Genomic DNA, 17,549 nt, shown 5'->3' with positions numbered 1-17,549 from the left:
CGGATGTAGACTTATGGTATAATATTCTTCTGGAGGTGACCTTTTTGGCCAGAAGAAAGAAAAAGAAAAAGAGAGCAGCTCTTGGCGGGGTTCTTAAATATGAGATTTATGGGATCATATTGATTACCCTGTCGGTTATCGCTCTATCGGGTGAAGCCACTGTAGGACGATCCTTGTCCAAAATGTTTGGACTTCTGCTCGGCAAGTTTTACTTCATCATCCCCTTAATTGGTATCTATTACGGATTAATGGTGATGATTCATCGTAAATGGCCATCAGGGTGGAATCATCGTAAAAGTGGAGTTCTATTGTTAGTTCTTGCATTGACGTTAATGAGCACAATATCGGCCATGGAGCAGAAGCTGAGTCCTATAGGTGAATTGAATCCTGGCGGTGTGATGTCTCAAATACATATCGATTTGCAGACAGAGCTGTTAAGGCCTGCTGAAGCGAGCAACACTTCGATGCTTGGTAAAGACATCAGCGGCGGATACACAGGTGCAGTGGAATATGCAGCACTGCTATGGCTGTTCGGAAGCATGGGAGCGAATCTCATGATGATTGTTATGTTCATCATCAGCTTCATGTTGATAACGAACTTATCCTATGTCGATCTGATTCGTATATTCAGAACGCGGGTTCTCCGCGCAGGGAAATCCCTGATCCAGAACTGGAGCTCGTCCAAGAAGACAGCGGTACGTCACAAAACGAAGCAAACGAAACAGAAGACGAAGGCTGTTCCAGCTCATGAGGAAGTGGAGGATGAAGAGGAGGAGTTCATATCTCCTTCCCGAAAAAAGGTTCCTTTGTTATTCCAATTGTTTGGACAAGGAACCGGCACGAAGAACAATGCCAATGCAGACTTGTCAGCTCACGAAGATGAGGAGGAGCTTGATGGACAAGGGGCAATTATATACGGTGAATCTTCAGCTCCTGGCAGCCGCTCTCAGCAAGTGTGGCATGAGGATGCGTCGGACAATGAGCAGGAGCTGACTCCTCAGTTAGATCGTACAAGCCCTCAATCGCCTATCATTCGAGATTTCTTCGAAAATGTGCGCAGTGAAGGTTCCGTATTGGAGGAAGACCTGGATGACGCTTATGAGGCAAAGGAATCTGGGCACGGCGAGATTCCTTTTACAGAGGAATTGATGACGGATGCAGCTGAAGGTAATGCCGAATCGATAAGTGGTAGTGGAAATAAACAGTTGAATTCTACTCCGTCAGCAGCAGGAGAAGCGGGCGAACAGAAACCTCCTGCTAAGCCGCCGAAGCCATACAAGCTGCCCCCTTTTCGATTGCTTGGTAAACCAAATGGCAGCGGTAAGGGCGGAGATCAGAACGATTACAAGCAGACAGCGAGGAAGCTGGAAGCGACGCTGGAAAGCTTTGGTGTCAGAGCCAAAGTGCTTGAGGTTGTTCGAGGTCCGGCTGTGACAAGATATGAGATTCAGCCGGATATCGGTGTTAAAGTCAGCCGGATCGTCAGCTTGACAGATGATATCGCACTCGCACTCGCAGCTAAGGACATTCGGATGGAGGCACCGATCCCGGGCAAATCGGCAATAGGTATTGAAGTGCCTAACAGTGAAGTATCGGTAGTCACGATGCGGGAAGTCATGGAGACGTCTACTTTCCAGGATGCTGAATCAAAATTGTCGATTGCTTTTGGCCGAGACATCTCAGGACAGACGATTGTTGGAAACCTGGCCCGGATGCCCCACTTGCTGGTCGCTGGTGCAACCGGTTCAGGTAAATCGGTATGTATTAACGGAATCATTACGAGTATTCTGTATAAGGCCAAGCCTACGGAAGTGAAGTTTCTCATGGTCGATCCGAAGATGGTGGAGCTAAATGTGTACAATGGCATTCCTCATTTGCTTGCACCTGTCGTCACCGATCCCAAACGCGCTTCTCTCGCACTGAAGAAGATTGTTGTCGAGATGGAGAAACGTTATGAACTCTTCTCGAAGTCGGGTACACGTAATGTCGAAGGGTATAACAATCTGATGAAGGACAACCCTGATGCTGTGCTGCCTTACATCGTCGTGATCGTCGATGAGCTTGCAGATCTCATGATGGTTGCCGCTAATGATGTCGAGGATGCCATTGCACGACTTGCACAGATGGCTCGTGCAGCAGGTATTCACCTGATTATAGCGACGCAAAGGCCATCTGTTGATGTCATCACGGGTGTGATCAAGGCCAATATTCCTTCGCGCATCGCCTTCGGTGTATCCTCTCAAGTCGACTCAAGAACCATTCTTGATATGGGCGGAGCCGAGAAGCTGCTCGGACGGGGAGATATGCTGTTTATGCCTATGGGTTCTTCTAAGCCGGTTCGAGTTCAGGGTGCATTTATGAGCGATCAAGAGGTGGAGAACATCGTAAGCTATGTCAGCAATCAGGCTGACGCAGAATACGACGAATCGCTTGTACCAGAGATCGATGATTCGGTTCAACAGGCAGATGAAGTACAGGATGAATTATATGAGCAGGCTGTCCAAATCATTCTTGAAGCTAAGCAAGCCTCGGTTTCCTTACTGCAGCGTCGAATGAGGGTAGGCTACACGCGTGCTGCCAGACTAATTGACTCGATGGAGGCCAGAGGGATTATCGGACCGTACGAAGGCAGCAAGCCGAGGGAAGTCCTTGTATCGCTAGAGCAATACCAAGCTAACAAAATCAGCTCATAAATTATTCAGATGATGCTCTCTCAGCAATGTTTGGATTAGTGCAGGGCCTCTTACTCTTTAACTAGGGATAAGAGGTCTTTTATTATATAGAACGAAAATGAGGAGATCACGATTACCAGCCTTTTACAAGTTCTCGATATCTATGGTTAGTGCATAGGAACAATAACTGCTAAACATAATAATTGTAGCCATCGAATCAATTTCATAAATCATGAAAAGGTAAAATGAAATTGATTCTCAAGAGAACATTAAAGAAAGGTAGATCCTACTCATGCGAAAAATCAATCTATGGATTCTTGCCGGCATCATCTTGATCTCAGCGACTTCATATCGTGTTCTGCTAAAGACAGATCATCATGAAGTGTCGCAAGCTGAATCCAGTATCGAGCAACAACTTCAGGAAGCCGAGGCTATTCCTACGTTTAGTCAGAATGAAGTCAGATACGGCTCGTCCGGAAAGGATGTATATGAGCTTCAGGGCCGCCTCAAATATTTAGGTTATTACTATGGTAAAGTAGACAGCCATTTCGGTACAAAAACGTTGGGCTCGGTGAAATGGTTCCAATCCGAATTCGGAATGAAGGCGGATGGAATCGTGGGAGCGAGTACGAAGCTGAAGCTGTATAACGCAACGAAGGATTGGCGTCCAACTGAGCCTGGCCCAGGGCTAGCATACGCTGGCGGTGGAGGTCAAGGCGGAGGAAACACAGGTCAAGGAAATAAAACAGGCGACAGTGATGACAGCATGGGCAGCAACAACTCACTCGGCTTAACCGAGAATGAGATCAAGCTGATGGCGAATGCCGTATACGGAGAAGCGCGTGGTGAGCCTTTTGAAGGACAAGTCGCGGTGGCTGCGGTTATATTGAACCGGGTGAAGGCTCCTCAATTTCCAGATACACCATCAGGCGTCATCTTCGAGCCGAGAGCTTTTACCGCAGTTGCTGACGGACAAATTTGGCTTGAACCAAATGAACAAGCTAGAAAAGCAGTATTGCAAGCCATTGACGGCTGGGATCCAACCGGAGGCTGCTTGTATTACTTCAATCCTAGAACAGCGACCTCACCTTGGATCTGGACACGTGAGCAAGTGAAAACAATTGGTCAGCATATATTCTGTTTGTAAGTTATAGAATGGGGATGACTGGGGCGAATAGCATATAAGCCTACCTTCATGCCAACTAACTTACATGCTCACTCTGGCAATCGGCGGCAGGTCCTCCGGTTGCTTCTGTGCTTTTAGATAGGTTAGAATGATGAGATATAAGTAAATTATGACAAACGAAAAAGGGGTTTTGGAACTTGACTAAAGCAGGATTTGAACGTGGCAGCAATCAGCATATTCGCATACACGTGCTGCCTACCAAGCGTTTTAAGACGTTTGCCATATCCCTCTACGTAGGGACACCTCTTAAAGAAAATACAGTTACCAGCACAGCGCTTATTCCCTTTGTGCTTCGCAGAGGCACCGAATCCTATCCGGAGACCATTCAGTTCCGTGAGCAGCTTGAGGAGCTGTATGGTGCAGGCTTTGGTTTTGATGTATATAAACGAGGGGATCATCAAATTATCCAATTCCGTATGGATACCATTAATGACTCCTTTGTGCAGAGCAGCGAAAGCTTGCTGGATCGTTCGTTCTCCTTCTTGGGTGAGGTTGTAACAAGTCCAGCCAAAGAAAATGGAAAGTTTCGCTCCTCTTATGTTCAAGCCGAACGAGAAACGGTCCGCAAGCGTCTCGAATCTATCGTGAATGACAAAATGAGATATGCAGCTGAACGCTGTATAGAAGAGATGTGCAAGAATGAACCTTACCGGCTGCATCCACTGGGTGAACGCTCAGAGCTGGATCAGATTAATGCGGCTACACTATATTCTTCATACGAAGAATGGATTAATAATGCTGGAATGGACTTGTACGTTGTCGGGGATACCACGCTCGAAGAGGTAGAGGGCCTTGTTCAGAAATACTTCCATTTGAATCGGGATCATTCATTTGAGTATAAGACGGAAGCAGGTCATCATGATCGCCGTGATGTTCAGACCGTGGTGGAAAAATTGAATGTAAGCCAGGGCAAGCTGAATATGGGCCTGCGAACCTCGATCACATATGGGGATGACCAGTACGCTTCAGCATTAACCTATAACGGAATATTGGGTGGTTATCCCCATTCCAAGCTCTTCGTAAATGTTCGTGAGAAGCACAGCCTGGCGTATTACGCATCCTCTAGATATGACGGTCACAAGGGCATCGCAACCATTCAGTCAGGGATTGAAATTCCGAATTATGAAAAAGCAGTCGAGATCATTCATCAGCAGCTTGCTGATCTGAAGGCAGGCGTCATCAGTGATCTGGAGCTGAATCAGACCAAGGCAATGATTCGTAATTTGCTGAAGGAGATTCAGGATTCTGCGTTTGAGATGATCTCGTATGATTTCAATCGGGTATTATCCGGCAAGGAGCGCACGACGCAGGAGCTGCTGGAACAGATCGAAGCATTATCCAAATCAGATATCCAGAAGGCAGCGGATACGTTTGAGCTGGATACGATTTATTTCTTGAGAGATCAGAAGGGGGAATGACCGGTGGAGAGCATACGGTATGAACACCTGCAGGAAACTTTGTATTATGAAGTGATGGACAACGGACTCTCCGTATATGTACTGCCGAAGCCGGGCTTCGAGAAGACCTATGCTACGTTTGCGACAAAGTTTGGGTCCGTAGATAATCACTTTCAAGTAGAGGGTAAACAGGAGAAGCGCGTTCCAGATGGAATTGCCCATTTTTTGGAGCATAAAATGTTTGAAGAGCCGGAAGGCGATATTTTTGCTACCTTTGCTTCGAATGGAGCTTCCGCCAATGCCTTTACAAGCTTTGATCAAACCGTGTATTTGTTCTCGGCTACGGAGAATGTCACTAAAAATATCGAAACGTTGATTAATTTTGTGCAAAATCCGTACTTCACAGATCAGAATGTAAACAAGGAAAAAGGAATTATTGGTCAGGAAATTAACATGTATCAGGATAATCCAGACTGGCGACTTTATTTTGGATTGATTGAGGCTATGTTCCAGAAGCACCCGGTTCGGATCGACATTGCGGGAACGGTTGAGTCCATCAGTACCATTACGAAGGAAACGTTGTACGATTGCTACAATGCATTTTATCATCCGAGCAACATGCTGTTATTTGTGGTAGGCGGTGTGGATGCAGGTGAAGTGATGGACCTTGTGAGAAATAATCAAGCAGGCAAAAATTATGACAAGCAAGGAAAAATTGAGCGCTTGTTTGAACAAGAACCGACGGAAGTAGGAGAGAAGCGGCGTGAAGCAAAACTGGCGGTTTCACTTCCTAAATGCTTATTCGGTTTCAAGGAAGATACCAAGGGGCTGCGCGGAGAAGAGCTTCTGCGTGAAGATTTGACGACGAGATTGATGATGGATTTGTTATTTGGCTCGAGTACGGAGCTGTATCAGAAGCTGTATGATGAAGATCTCATATCTGACGGCTTTGGTCATGAGTACAACAGCTCACCGCAGTATCGATTCTCTGCCATCGGAGGGGACACCAAGGATCCGGATCTGCTGCTCTCCCGAGTGCGTGCGGAAGTCGAGGAGATCCAGAAGAGCGGCTTTGATGCAGCTCATTTTGAACGCACACGCAAAAAGAAAATGGGCGGTTATCTCCGAATGCTGAATTCACCCGAGAGTATTGCACATGAATTTACCCGTTATCAGTTTAGAGGCGGGGACTTATTCAACGTGCTGCCGATCTATGAGTCGATTACACTGGAGGATGTCAACAGACGTCTTAAAGAGCATGTGAATTGGGAACAGTTAGCCGTATCATTGGTGGTGAGTCCTTAATGGAGAGAGAAACCGGATCCTTCATGAAGCCTATTCTGGAGACTACGGTTCTGGTTACAGGAGCAAGCAGGGGAATTGGAGCATCCATAGCAGAACGATTTGCAAGCATTGGGATGAACGTGGTCATTCACTACATGAACTCACACGAGGCTGCGAATGAAGTGGCGAGACGCTGCATGGATCACGGCGGCAGAATCATGACTGTATCTGCTGATTTGCGGAGCAAGGAACAGATCGAAAGAATGTATGAGAAGCTTAAAGCACATAGCATGCTGCCCGATATTCTAGTGAACAATGCGGGAGTGAGTCACTATGGTTTGCTGAGCGATGTGTCAGAAGAAGAATGGGACGCGGTTATGGCGCTGAATTTAAAGGGTGTGTTTTTGTGTACCCAAATGTTTATGCCGCACATGATATCGCAGCGTTATGGACGCATTATCAATGTTTCTTCGATATGGGGAATCTCGGGCGCCTCCTGTGAGGTGCTCTATTCAACAACCAAGGGCGGCATCAATGCCTTCACCAAAGCACTGGCCAAGGAGCTTGCTCCTTCAGGCGTTACCGTTAATGCTGTTGCCCCAGGTGCTGTAGAGACTGAAATGATGCAGTCGTTTGATCCGGATGAGATCAAATCGATCGAAGAGGAGATTCCAGCAGGCAGGCTGGCAAAACCGGATGAAATCTCTTCGCTTGTTTACTTCCTGGCACTGCCGGAGTCGGGCTACATTAATGGTCAGATCATATCGCCGAATGGCGGCTGGCTGACATAACACGGTTGCACTGTTGTATAAACTAACCAGTATATAAGGAACTTCATCTGCTCATATTAACTACTGCCCACTTTTAAATCTCATGCTTTGTGCAAAGGAGGATTTAATAATGTCAACAGTAGTGAGTAACTATGATGCATGGAAGAAGTTTCTAGGTGAGCGTGTCGTGCAAGCCGAAAAATTGGGGATGAGCCAGGATGTAATTAACAAATTGGCTTATGAGATTGGTGATTTCCTTGATGAGAAAGTCGATCCTGCTAACCAATCCAACCGCGCATTAAAAGAACTGTGGGATGTGGGCGATGATGAAGAACGTCGCACCATCGCAAAACTTATGGTCAAATTGGCCAAGAAAAATGCATAACTAATGCATAGGAGAGCTCCCGCAAGGGGGCTTTTCTCTAATTGTTACATTCGTGTTCTTGTAATTCATTTTTATTTTATATATCATAAGTAAGACCCGTGTTTGATGGATGTCAGATGCAACATTTTTATATAAAAATGTGCTGATTATGTCGAATGATGAGGAATAAGGCTTCAGAGGTGTTTAAATGGAGTACAAACAGTGGTATATGGAGTATAAAATACATAAGAACAGACCTGGCTTATTAGGTGATATTGCATCAATGCTGGGTATGCTCGAAGTGAACATTTTGACAATAAACGGAGTCGAGGGCAAGACAAGAGGTATGCTTCTTGAATCTGACGACGATGAGAAAATAAAGCTTCTTGGAGAAATGCTCAAGAAGGTTAACAATATTACGGTGACTGCGCTTCGTGCGCCGAGGCTTGTTGATATATTGGCCGTGCGTCATGGCAGATATATTGATCGCGATTCGGATGACCGTAAGACGTTCCGCTTTACCCGTGACGAACTGGGTCTCCTTGTGGACTTTTTGGGTGAAGTATTCAAGAGAGAAGGTAATCATGTCATTGGTCTTCGCGGGATGCCGCGAGTGGGCAAGACGGAATCTATTATTGCAGGCAGTGTTTGTGCTATGAAGCGATGGACTTTTGTTTCTTCTACGCTCCTTCGTCAAACGATCAGAAGTCAAATGTCGGAGGACGAGATGAATCCGAACAATGTATTTATCATTGATGGTATTGTGAGCACCATTAGATCCAATGAAAAGCATTATAATCTGCTGCAGGAAATTATGAATATGCCGAGCACCAAGGTCATTGAGCATCCGGATATTTTTGTTCAGGAGTCTGAATACGACTACAATAATTTTGATATTATTATTGAGCTTCGCAATAATCCGGATGAAGAAATTTTATATGATACATTTACTGCAAATTATACAGACGATCTATAAGATTAAATGACAATTTAAAGAAATGTGTTTATATATACAAGCATCTTAGCGAATACGAAAGAATGAGGAGGAATTGGCATGTCTGAACTGGGTCAGCAGTTGAAGGAGGCCCGGCTGCAAAAAGGATTGAGTCTTGATGACGTTCAAGAGATGACTAAGATTAGAAAAAGGTATCTCGAAGCGATTGAATCGGGTGACTACAAAGTGCTGCCAGGCAGCTTCTATGTGCGGGCGTTTATTAAAACCTATGCAGAGACGGTGGGCTTGAATCCTGAGGAGCTGCTGGAGGGTCACAAGAAGGATGTTCCGGCTCCTGAGCAGGAAGCTACGATGGAGCCTGTCATGCAGAAGCGTTCCAGCCGTCCGCAAGCAGAGCGGAACAATAAGTGGCTGTCTATTGTGCTGCCATGGACTTTTTTAGCATTAATATTGGTACTTATTTATTTCTATTGGGTGCCTACCTTAAACCAGGCAGAAGATCCGAACGAGCCATCTACAGAACAAACGGATAATCAGCCTGTAACGAACACACCTGAGCCTGGTGCAGGTGAAGATGCTGAAGATCCTGGATCTGAAGTAGGCGGCGGTGATCCGAACGGTGAGGAGAATCCAGATGCCGCAGCACCTGAAGAGGGGACAGACCAGGAAGAAGAACCTGCTGACGAAGAAACTGTTGAAGATGTTCCGGTTTCCGTTACAGAAAGCGGCAAATCAGGTAACATTACAATATTTGATGTGAGCGGCGGAAGTGCGGAAGAACCCATTACGGTTGAAGTTAAAGCTTCTGGCGAAAGCTGGCTTGAGATGTACAATGGTGAGAATTCAAGCGGTGAGCAGCTAGTTTCTGGCTTAACGGCTGCTGGAGACAATCATAGCTTTGAGTTGACCGCGGAAGGAATGTACATTAAGTCAGGCTATGCCCCAGCGACGGAAATCACTGTAAATGGTCAAGTGGTGACGGACGGCAAGACGACGAATCGTATTTTACTTCGGCTGGCTGAAGGCGAAAATAATGGTTCTGCACAAGAGGGTACGAACAGCGGTAGTGAATCGGGCTCTGAAGACGGTCAATAAAATAGGTTTCATCGAACATGTACAGCGCATTCGCTGTACATGTTTTTACGAGTTATCGTGTAGGACATACCTTAAACGCCATGATTAGACTTCACATGTATGGTTTTAATATAATGGTACACAAGGTCAAATTACATCGAAGGGAAGTGTTGTTAACATGAGTTCAGAAAGTTCATTTGATATTGTATCCAAACTCGATTTGGCAGAATTAACGAACGCAGTTACACAAGCAGAGAAGGAAATAGGGAGTCGGTATGATTTTAAGGGAAGCAAGAGCAGCCTGAAGATTGAGAAGGACGCACTCATCATTGTTTCGGATGATGAATACAAGCTGAATGCAGTAATTGACGTACTGCAATCCAAGATGGTGAAGAGAGGTCTCCCTCTCAAAAATTTGGATTACGGCAAGATTGAACCTGCTTCTATGGGAACTGTAAGGCAGCGTCTTGGCTTCAAACAGGGAATTGATCAGGACAATGCGAAGAAGATTAATATTCTGATTCGGGATTCCAAACTGAAGGTGAAGAGCCAGATTCAAGGAGATCAAATCCGTGTAACCGGAAAGAGTAAAAATGATCTTCAAGCGATTATTCAATTGCTGCGCTCAAGTGATCTTCCACTGGATCTGCAATTTACGAATATGAAGTAAACTGCTGTTCTTACACTATCGCCTATGTAAATGATGCAAATGATGCTGTTCATTGCGTTCCTCTTAACGTATGTCTTTTTTGACATGTAAATTGGGGTATAATATACTCGGTGGGGACTTCTATACAGACATGTATGTTTGTTATTACTATTACATATCTCAGGCAGAAAAGACTTGGAGCAGCCTGATGCTTGTTCCTAATAGTACGATGTAAAGGGGAGGCGCTTTTTTTTGAATTTACCTAACCGGATTACACTGGCAAGAATTTTTATGATTCCGGTCATGATGGTGTTCTTGCTTGTTGATTTTGATATGTATCCTTCGCCGATTCAGATTGGGGACTATACATTGCCGTACAACCAGCTTATTGGAGCAATAATATTCATTATTGCGGCAAGCACGGATGGTATTGATGGATATATAGCCCGAAAGCATAATCTAGTTACTAACCTGGGCAAGCTTCTAGATCCACTCGCAGACAAGCTCCTTATTACTGCTGTGCTCGTATCTCTGGTTGAAATGGGTAGCATTCCTTCGTGGATTGCCGTTGTTATTGTGAGTAGAGAGTTTGCGGTTACAGGTCTTCGGCAGATTGCACTGCTTGACGGCTCTGTCGTTGCTGCGAGTGCCTGGGGAAAGATCAAAACGATTGTTCAGATCGTGGCAATTTCGCTGCTGCTGCTGAACAATTTCCCGTTTGCCTTTATCGGAATACCGATGGATACCATATTAATATGGCTGGCAACCTTGATTACGATATACTCAGGCATTGATTATTTCGTGAAGAACAAGCATCTTCTGACCCAAACCAAAGCGTAAAATAGGGGCTCTCTGACAAAAGCAATAGGTGATCCTATTGCTTTTTTTGAAAGTTTTATTCAAAGTTATAATTATGTATCCGAGAAACAGCTTCTAATATAGAAGCTATTCAACACAGTGGAAATGGGGGCATCGTCATGAAAGCAGAAATTATTGCAGTAGGCACGGAGCTGTTGCTTGGACAAATTGTAAATACGAATGCACAGTTTTTATCAAAAGAGCTTGCCGCGATCGGTATTGATGTTTATTTTCAAACCGTCGTAGGTGATAATGCGCTGCGGATGAAGCAGTCGATCGAGACGGCACAAAGTCGAGCCGATATCATTATTTTCTCGGGTGGGATTGGTCCGACTCAGGATGATATTACAAAGGATGTTGTAGCTGAGCTGCTGGGCAGAGAGCTTCATATCGAACAGCGGTCTCTGGATAAGATTGAGCAAATGTTTACGAGCCGCGGAACGCTGATGACCGAGAACAACAAGCGTCAAGCGACATTAATAGAAGGGGCAACCCCGCTTACGAATGAGACAGGGCTTGCTCTCGGAAATGCGATTTTTCAAGATGATCATTATTATATTATTTTGCCCGGACCTCCCAAAGAGTTGAAACCCATGTTTACAAATCATGCTGTGCCATGGCTTCAGCAGCATGCGCTTACTGGCGAGATGCCGATCTACTCTAAAATGCTGAAGTTTGCGGGGATCGGTGAATCTATGCTGGAGGATAAGCTGAAGGATCTTATTTCGGCACAGACCGATCCGACGATTGCTCCGTATGCTGGAGAAGGTGAAGTGACGGTTCGTATCTCTACCAAAGCCGGAAGCGAAAGTGAAGCGATGGTCAAGTTGAATGAGCTTGAAGTGCAGATTCAACAGCGGTTGCCGGAGCATTTGTATGCAAGCCATGATATTCCTATTGAGCATGTCATTGTAGAGATGATGGCTGACCGTGAACTGACGTTGGGGGCTGCAGAGAGCTGTACAGGAGGTCTGCTCATGGAGCTTCTGACATCCATACCGGGGAGCGGGACCATGCTTCGTGGCGGGATCGTGTGCTATACAAATGAAATGAAGGAGAAGCTGTTGAACGTTCCCCATGCATACTTAGAAGGGGAGGATGCTCCTGGCGCGGTTAGTCCTGAAGTGGCCAAAGTGCTTGCAGAACAAGTTCGGATGATAACGGATGCTGATTATGGCTTGGCGGTTACGGGAGTAGCTGGTCCTGGTTATTCAGAGCGCAAGAAAGTCGGCCTTGTATATATCGGCATAGCGGAGCGCGGGGGAGAAACAGAGATTCACGAGCTTAACTTGAGCGGCAACCGGGAAACGATTCGAATTCGTTCTGCCAAAACGCTGCTATACCGTTTGTGGCGCAAGCTTGTTGAGAACGAGAAGCTGGACTGACGCTATTGTGGCCTGGGTCATACCCGTTTGACGACCAGCGTGGGAAGCAGTATACTGTATGTATCGGAAGAACCGAAGCGAACTCGTTTTGCGCTGGTTCTTCCTTTTTTATTTTATTGTTTCCAAATATGAAAGTGAGAGTGAGACAGGTGGGCGCCCGCTCCTCCAAAAAAAACGAATGTATGTTCTCAAAAAATGCTTGGCAAACGACCATAAAGAGAGTATCATATACTTATAAACAAAGAAGGATGTGAGTTTATTGTCAGATCGTCGTGCTGCGCTGGATATGGCGCTCCGTCAAATAGAGAAGCAATTTGGTAAAGGTTCAATTATGAAACTGGGTGAATCAACTCACATGCAAGTCGAAATTGTACCCAGTGGATCAATTGCTTTGGATATTGCACTAGGAACCGGCGGTTTCCCTAGAGGCCGGATTATTGAAATATATGGACCTGAATCTTCTGGTAAAACAACCGTTGCGCTTCATGCTATTGCTGAAGTACAGAAGCAAGGTGGACAAGCTGCATTTATCGATGCAGAGCATGCACTTGATCCGCAATACGCTAGAAAGTTAGGCGTTAACATTGATGAATTGCTGTTGTCCCAGCCGGACACAGGTGAGCAAGGTCTAGAGATTGCAGAGGCGCTCGTACGCAGTGGCGCGGTTGATATCGTTATTATCGACTCTGTAGCTGCACTCGTGCCGAAGGCAGAGATTGAAGGCGATATGGGAGATTCCCACGTGGGTCTGCAAGCACGTCTGATGTCTCAAGCTCTTCGTAAGCTGTCTGGTGCGATCAGCAAATCGAAGACGATTGCGATCTTCATTAACCAGCTTCGCGAGAAAGTCGGCATCATGTTTGGTAACCCAGAGACCACTCCTGGTGGTCGTGCTCTTAAATTCTACTCCACTGTACGTCTTGACGTACGCCGTGTAGAGAGCATCAAGATGGGGAACGATGTTGTCGGGAACCGGACTCGGATTAAGGTCGTGAAGAATAAGGTTGCTCCTCCATTTAAGCAAGCAGAAGTTGATATTATGTATGGTGAAGGAATTTCCAGAGAAGGAAGTCTGCTCGATATCGCCACAGAATACAACATCGTGGATAAGAGTGGTGCGTGGTATTCCTATAACGGTGATCGTTTAGGCCAAGGCCGTGAGAATTCGAAGCAGTTCTTGAAGGAGAATCCTGAGCTTACACAAACTATTGAGCTGAAAGTGCGTGAAGCAAGCAACTTGACAACGACTGTTCCAGCTCAGTCTGATGCTGAGAAAGCGAAGGAAGCTGAAGAAGAACAGGAATTGTTCGAAATAGAATAATAGTATTCTTTTGATTTTCTGTAAACCGCAGCTCACTTTGATCTGCGGTTTTTTGTCTAGTTATACGAATGCACCACAAATTTAGTTATGAGGGAAGTGAGAGACACAGGATGAACGACAATTACGAGCAGGATATGATCCAGGACATAGAGCAGGGTGTCTCCCATTTTCCTAATGAATCACTAGAGATCACCCGAGTGGAGAAGCTGCGAGGGCGTGAAGCGAGGTATATGATATCATTTGGTTCATATGAGCTGTCTGTATTGGAAGACGTAATGATCAAGTACCGAATGATCAAGGGAAATTCATTTCACAAAACGGAGCTTGAAGAAATTGTTATCGCTGATGAGAAACAGCGAGCTTATGTACAAAGTCTAAAATTCCTGGAACGGAAGCCGCGGACAAGGCATGAGATGGCACAGAAGCTGAAGCAAAAGGAATATGTGGATTCAATAATTGAAGATGTATTATCAAGGCTGGAGCAAGAGAGGCTGATTGATGATTCATTCTATGCAAAAGAATGGGCTAGACAGCGTATTTCCAACCACCGAAAGGGGAAACTGTGGGTAGGGCAGGAGCTCCGGCAAAAAGGGATAGCCAAAGAACATATTCAGGTTGCTCTTGGCGAAGTCAGTCTAGAGGAAGAATGGGACAGCGCGATGACTGCTGGACGCAAGAAGTGGGATCAGGTTAAAGGAGATCTGCTTGAGAAGAAACGTAAAACCTACCCCTTCTTAATGCGCCGTGGATATTCTGGAGAGGTCACAAGGAAGGTCATCGGACAGCTTCAATCACAGTATGCGGATGAGTATGCAGGGGAAGTGGATGAAGAGGATATGATCGACTAAATAGGCCCATACCATAAAAAGCGCATTCTCTTGACAATTTCTTAACACGAATACTAAAATGTACATGAGTACCATATGCGAATAAGTATTTTTTCCTTCCAAAAAAATCCTTTGTTCGACCTTCGTATGGTGCACTCATTTATTGATGTAAGACCATCGCTTTTGTCGATGGTAATATGTACATGCTTTGCGTGTACAACAAGAAGACGGTGATTGCGACCGTTTCCATTTTTGTAAAATGTGTAAGATTTGAACACAACAATTGCAAATATCCCAAGGATAAATCCCTTGGAGGAATCAACGAGGAGGTGAACATAATGGGTGTAGACATCTTGATTCTCGTTGTTGCCGCTTTAGCTACTGGGGTTATTGGGTTCCTTGCCGGATATTTTATTCGCAAATCTTTAGCTGAGGCTAAAATTTCTAGCGCTGAAGAAGCTGCTGTCCAAATCGTAGAGAATGCGAGAAAGGATGCAGAGGCGCTGAAGAAAGAAACGGTACTAGAAGCAAAGGACGAAGTCCATCGTGTACGTACCGAAGCTGAAAAAGACATTCGTGAGCGTCGAAATGAAGTTCAACGACAAGAAAGACGATTGTTGCAAAAGGAAGAGTCGCTGGATAAAAAATTGGAGTCCTTGGAACGCAAAGAAGAACAAGTGGCCAACAAAGAGAAACGTATTGATGAAACACAGCAGCAAATTGAAATGATCTACAAGAGTCAGGTCACTGAGCTTGAGCGAATTTCTAATCTGACGATGGAGGATGCGAGAAGCATCATCTTGTCTAACGTAGAGCAAGAGGTTCGACTGGAAACAGCTCAGATGATTAAAGAGATTGAACAGCAGGCGAAGGAAGAAGCTGACAAGAAATCTCGTGAAATTATTACCTTGGCGATTCAGCGTTGTGCAGCAGACCATGTTGCGGAAACAACCGTATCTGTTGTAACACTGCCTAATGAAGAAATGAAGGGCCGTATTATCGGTCGTGAAGGCCGTAACATTCGTGCTCTTGAAACCCTTACTGGGATTGACCTCATTATCGATGATACACCGGAAGCGGTTATATTGTCTGGATTTGATCCGATTCGCCGTGAGATTGCCCGTACCGCCTTGGAGAAATTGGTGGCTGATGGACGTATTCATCCAGCTCGAATTGAAGAGATGGTTGAGAAGTCTCGCAAAGAGGTGGATGAACGCATTCGTGAGTATGGAGAACAAGCTACTTTCGAAGTGGGAGTACACGGTCTTCATCCGGATTTGATCAAGATTTTGGGCCGTTTGAAATTCCGTACAAGCTATGGACAGAACGTACTGAAGCATTCGATGGAAGTCGCATATTTAACAGGGCTTATGGCTGGAGAGCTTGGCGAAGACATCGTGCTTGCCAAACGTGCCGGGCTCCTTCATGATATCGGTAAAGCACTGGATCACGAGGTGGAAGGCTCACACGTGGAAATTGGTGTGGAGCTGGCGAAGAAATACAAAGAACATCCGGTTGTAATCAACAGTATTGCCTCTCACCATGGAGATGCGGAAGCAACTTCAGTGATTGCGATGCTGGTGGGTGCAGCGGACGCTCTGTCAGCAGCAAGACCAGGTGCACGTCGTGAAACGCTCGAAACCTACATCAAGCGTCTGGAGAAGCTCGAAGCGATCTCAGAATCGTTTGAAGGTGTTGAGAAATCATATGCCATTCAAGCAGGACGCGAGATTCGTGTTATGGTTCAGCCGGACAAGATTGATGATGCAGAGTCATTCCGCTTAGCTCGAGATATTTCCAAAATGATCGAGAATGAGCTGGATTACCCTGGACACATCAAGGTTACGGTCCTTAGAGAGACGCGTGCAGTGGAATATGCTAAATAAGGATTATGCATAATCCTTGAATAAGAATGAACGTAAGAAAGTGGCCGGATAACGGCCACTTTTCTCATTCATAGATGATTCTTGATTTATTAATTGGGTTAATAAGGAGGCAACGCACATTAAAGTTTTATTCATAGGTGACATTGTAGGCAGCGTTGGTCGTACAGCAGTGAAAGAAAATTTACCTTATCTCAAATCGAAATACAATCCTCACATCATTATTGCCAACGGTGAGAATGCAGCGTCTGGCCGCGGTATCACTCAAGCGATCGCCAGACAATTTTTCGATTGGGGAATTCACGGCATTACCATGGGGAATCACACATGGGATAATCGGGATATTTTCGAGTTCATTGAGGATGAGCCGCGTTTGATTCGGCCGGCCAATTTTCCGGATAACACGACTCCAGGCAACGGTCATGCCGTAATCAAGGCTAACGGTAAAGAGCTAGCAATTGTTAATCTTCAAGGCCGTACCTTTTTGCCGCCGCTGGATTGTCCCTTCCGCAAAGCAGATGAGTTGGTGGATGAGCTCAAGAAGAAGCATAAGTGCATTCTAGTCGACTTCCATGCAGAAGCCACTTCGGAGAAGATTGCGATGGGCTGGTATCTTGACGGAAGAGCCTCCATGGTTGTAGGGACGCACACACACGTCCAAAGCAATGATGAGCGTATCCTGCCAGAAGGAACGGCTGTGATTACAGACGTTGGCATGGTAGGACCAAGAGACGGCATACTCGGCATGAAGCGGGATGCTGTACTGCAGAAATTCCTTACGGGCTTGCCGGTTCGGTTCAATGTCGATGAAGGGAAGTGGCACTTCCACGCGGTAGTCGTTGAGATCGAGGAGTCCACCGGCAGAGCAATGAAGATCGAGAAGATCAGACTTATGGAAGACGAGTGGCGCATGGAATAAAAGCT

Annotated in this window: 15 protein-coding genes; all 15 read left to right on the top strand. The window is 45.6% G+C overall.

What is annotated here, in order from left to right:
* The first annotated feature begins 44 nt into the window (after positions 1 to 44).
* The 15 genes from BLW49_RS01985 (at position 45) to BLW49_RS01915 (ending at position 17,544) form a co-directional block, all read left to right on the top strand.
* Entirely contained in the window at positions 45 to 2,693 is a 2,649-nt protein-coding gene (locus BLW49_RS01985; protein ID WP_090722952.1) for an FtsK/SpoIIIE family DNA translocase, read from the top strand.
* Positions 2,694 to 2,964: 271 nt separating this feature from the next.
* Positions 2,965 to 3,819 carry a spore cortex-lytic enzyme gene (gene sleB / locus BLW49_RS01980; protein ID WP_076311094.1) on the top strand — a complete coding sequence of 285 codons (855 nt, stop codon included), beginning with the start codon at positions 2,965 to 2,967 and terminating at the stop codon, positions 3,817 to 3,819.
* Between the two features lie 176 nt (positions 3,820 to 3,995).
* A complete protein-coding gene (gene yfmF / locus BLW49_RS01975; RefSeq protein WP_076311093.1) occupies positions 3,996 to 5,276 on the top strand; it encodes an EF-P 5-aminopentanol modification-associated protein YfmF in 1,281 nt (426 codons plus the stop codon).
* A gap of 3 nt (positions 5,277 to 5,279) precedes the next feature.
* Positions 5,280 to 6,560, top strand: a complete 1,281-nt coding sequence (gene yfmH, locus BLW49_RS01970; RefSeq protein WP_090722950.1) for an EF-P 5-aminopentanol modification-associated protein YfmH — start codon at positions 5,280 to 5,282, stop codon at positions 6,558 to 6,560.
* Positions 6,560 to 7,330, top strand: a complete 771-nt coding sequence (gene ymfI / locus BLW49_RS01965; RefSeq protein ID WP_076311091.1) for an elongation factor P 5-aminopentanone reductase — start codon at positions 6,560 to 6,562, stop codon at positions 7,328 to 7,330. The genes yfmH and ymfI overlap by 1 nt, the downstream gene beginning before the upstream one ends.
* 109 nt (positions 7,331 to 7,439) lie before the next feature.
* The gene (locus tag BLW49_RS01960) at positions 7,440 to 7,694 is read left to right on the top strand and encodes a DUF3243 domain-containing protein (RefSeq protein ID WP_047909657.1); all 255 of its coding nucleotides are present in this window, start codon (positions 7,440 to 7,442) and stop codon (positions 7,692 to 7,694) included.
* A gap of 187 nt (positions 7,695 to 7,881) precedes the next feature.
* Entirely contained in the window at positions 7,882 to 8,649 is a 768-nt protein-coding gene (locus BLW49_RS01955) for a DUF3388 domain-containing protein (protein ID WP_076311090.1), read from the top strand.
* Positions 8,650 to 8,727: 78 nt separating this feature from the next.
* On the top strand, positions 8,728 to 9,723 hold the full coding sequence (locus tag BLW49_RS01950) for a helix-turn-helix domain-containing protein (protein ID WP_090722949.1): 996 nt from the start codon (positions 8,728 to 8,730) through the stop codon (positions 9,721 to 9,723).
* Positions 9,724 to 9,880: 157 nt separating this feature from the next.
* Positions 9,881 to 10,372, top strand: a complete 492-nt coding sequence (locus BLW49_RS01945; RefSeq protein WP_047909654.1) for a YajQ family cyclic di-GMP-binding protein — start codon at positions 9,881 to 9,883, stop codon at positions 10,370 to 10,372.
* A 231-nt stretch (positions 10,373 to 10,603) separates the two neighbouring features.
* The gene (gene pgsA, locus BLW49_RS01940; RefSeq protein ID WP_076311088.1) at positions 10,604 to 11,191 is read left to right on the top strand and encodes a CDP-diacylglycerol--glycerol-3-phosphate 3-phosphatidyltransferase; all 588 of its coding nucleotides are present in this window, start codon (positions 10,604 to 10,606) and stop codon (positions 11,189 to 11,191) included.
* 137 nt (positions 11,192 to 11,328) lie between these two features.
* Positions 11,329 to 12,594, top strand: coding sequence for a competence/damage-inducible protein A (locus BLW49_RS01935; protein WP_076311087.1), 1,266 nt, complete (start codon positions 11,329 to 11,331; stop codon positions 12,592 to 12,594).
* Positions 12,595 to 12,853: 259 nt separating this feature from the next.
* Positions 12,854 to 13,915, top strand: coding sequence for a recombinase RecA (gene recA, locus BLW49_RS01930; RefSeq protein WP_047909651.1), 1,062 nt, complete (start codon positions 12,854 to 12,856; stop codon positions 13,913 to 13,915).
* Positions 13,916 to 14,025: 110 nt separating this feature from the next.
* Positions 14,026 to 14,763, top strand: coding sequence for a regulatory protein RecX (locus tag BLW49_RS01925; protein WP_076311086.1), 738 nt, complete (start codon positions 14,026 to 14,028; stop codon positions 14,761 to 14,763).
* Positions 14,764 to 15,080: 317 nt separating this feature from the next.
* Entirely contained in the window at positions 15,081 to 16,628 is a 1,548-nt protein-coding gene (gene rny, locus BLW49_RS01920) for a ribonuclease Y (RefSeq protein ID WP_076311085.1), read from the top strand.
* Between the two features lie 118 nt (positions 16,629 to 16,746).
* Entirely contained in the window at positions 16,747 to 17,544 is a 798-nt protein-coding gene (locus BLW49_RS01915) for a TIGR00282 family metallophosphoesterase (RefSeq protein WP_076311084.1), read from the top strand.
* Positions 17,545 to 17,549 lie beyond the last annotated feature (5 nt).

Source organism: Paenibacillus sp. PDC88 (genome assembly GCF_900106725.1).
Classification (GTDB): Bacteria; Bacillota; Bacilli; order Paenibacillales; family Paenibacillaceae; genus Paenibacillus; species Paenibacillus shunpengii.
This window is presented reverse-complemented; position numbering and strand designations above follow the sequence as displayed.

Excerpts from the sequence above, each read along its gene's own strand:
- BLW49_RS01950 (WP_090722949.1), top strand. The coding sequence starts at position 8,728 with ATGTCTGAACTGGGTCAGCAGTTGAAGGAGGCCCGGCTGCAAAAAGGA.
- BLW49_RS01925 (WP_076311086.1), top strand. The coding sequence starts at position 14,026 with ATGAACGACAATTACGAGCAGGATATGATCCAGGACATAGAGCAGGGT.
- ymfI (WP_076311091.1), top strand. The coding sequence starts at position 6,560 with ATGGAGAGAGAAACCGGATCCTTCATGAAGCCTATTCTGGAGACTACG.
- BLW49_RS01935 (WP_076311087.1), top strand. The coding sequence starts at position 11,329 with ATGAAAGCAGAAATTATTGCAGTAGGCACGGAGCTGTTGCTTGGACAA.
- BLW49_RS01945 (WP_047909654.1), top strand. The coding sequence starts at position 9,881 with ATGAGTTCAGAAAGTTCATTTGATATTGTATCCAAACTCGATTTGGCA.
- BLW49_RS01960 (WP_047909657.1), top strand. The coding sequence starts at position 7,440 with ATGTCAACAGTAGTGAGTAACTATGATGCATGGAAGAAGTTTCTAGGT.
- rny (WP_076311085.1), top strand. The coding sequence starts at position 15,081 with ATGGGTGTAGACATCTTGATTCTCGTTGTTGCCGCTTTAGCTACTGGG.
- BLW49_RS01955 (WP_076311090.1), top strand. The coding sequence starts at position 7,882 with ATGGAGTACAAACAGTGGTATATGGAGTATAAAATACATAAGAACAGA.
- sleB (WP_076311094.1), top strand. The coding sequence starts at position 2,965 with ATGCGAAAAATCAATCTATGGATTCTTGCCGGCATCATCTTGATCTCA.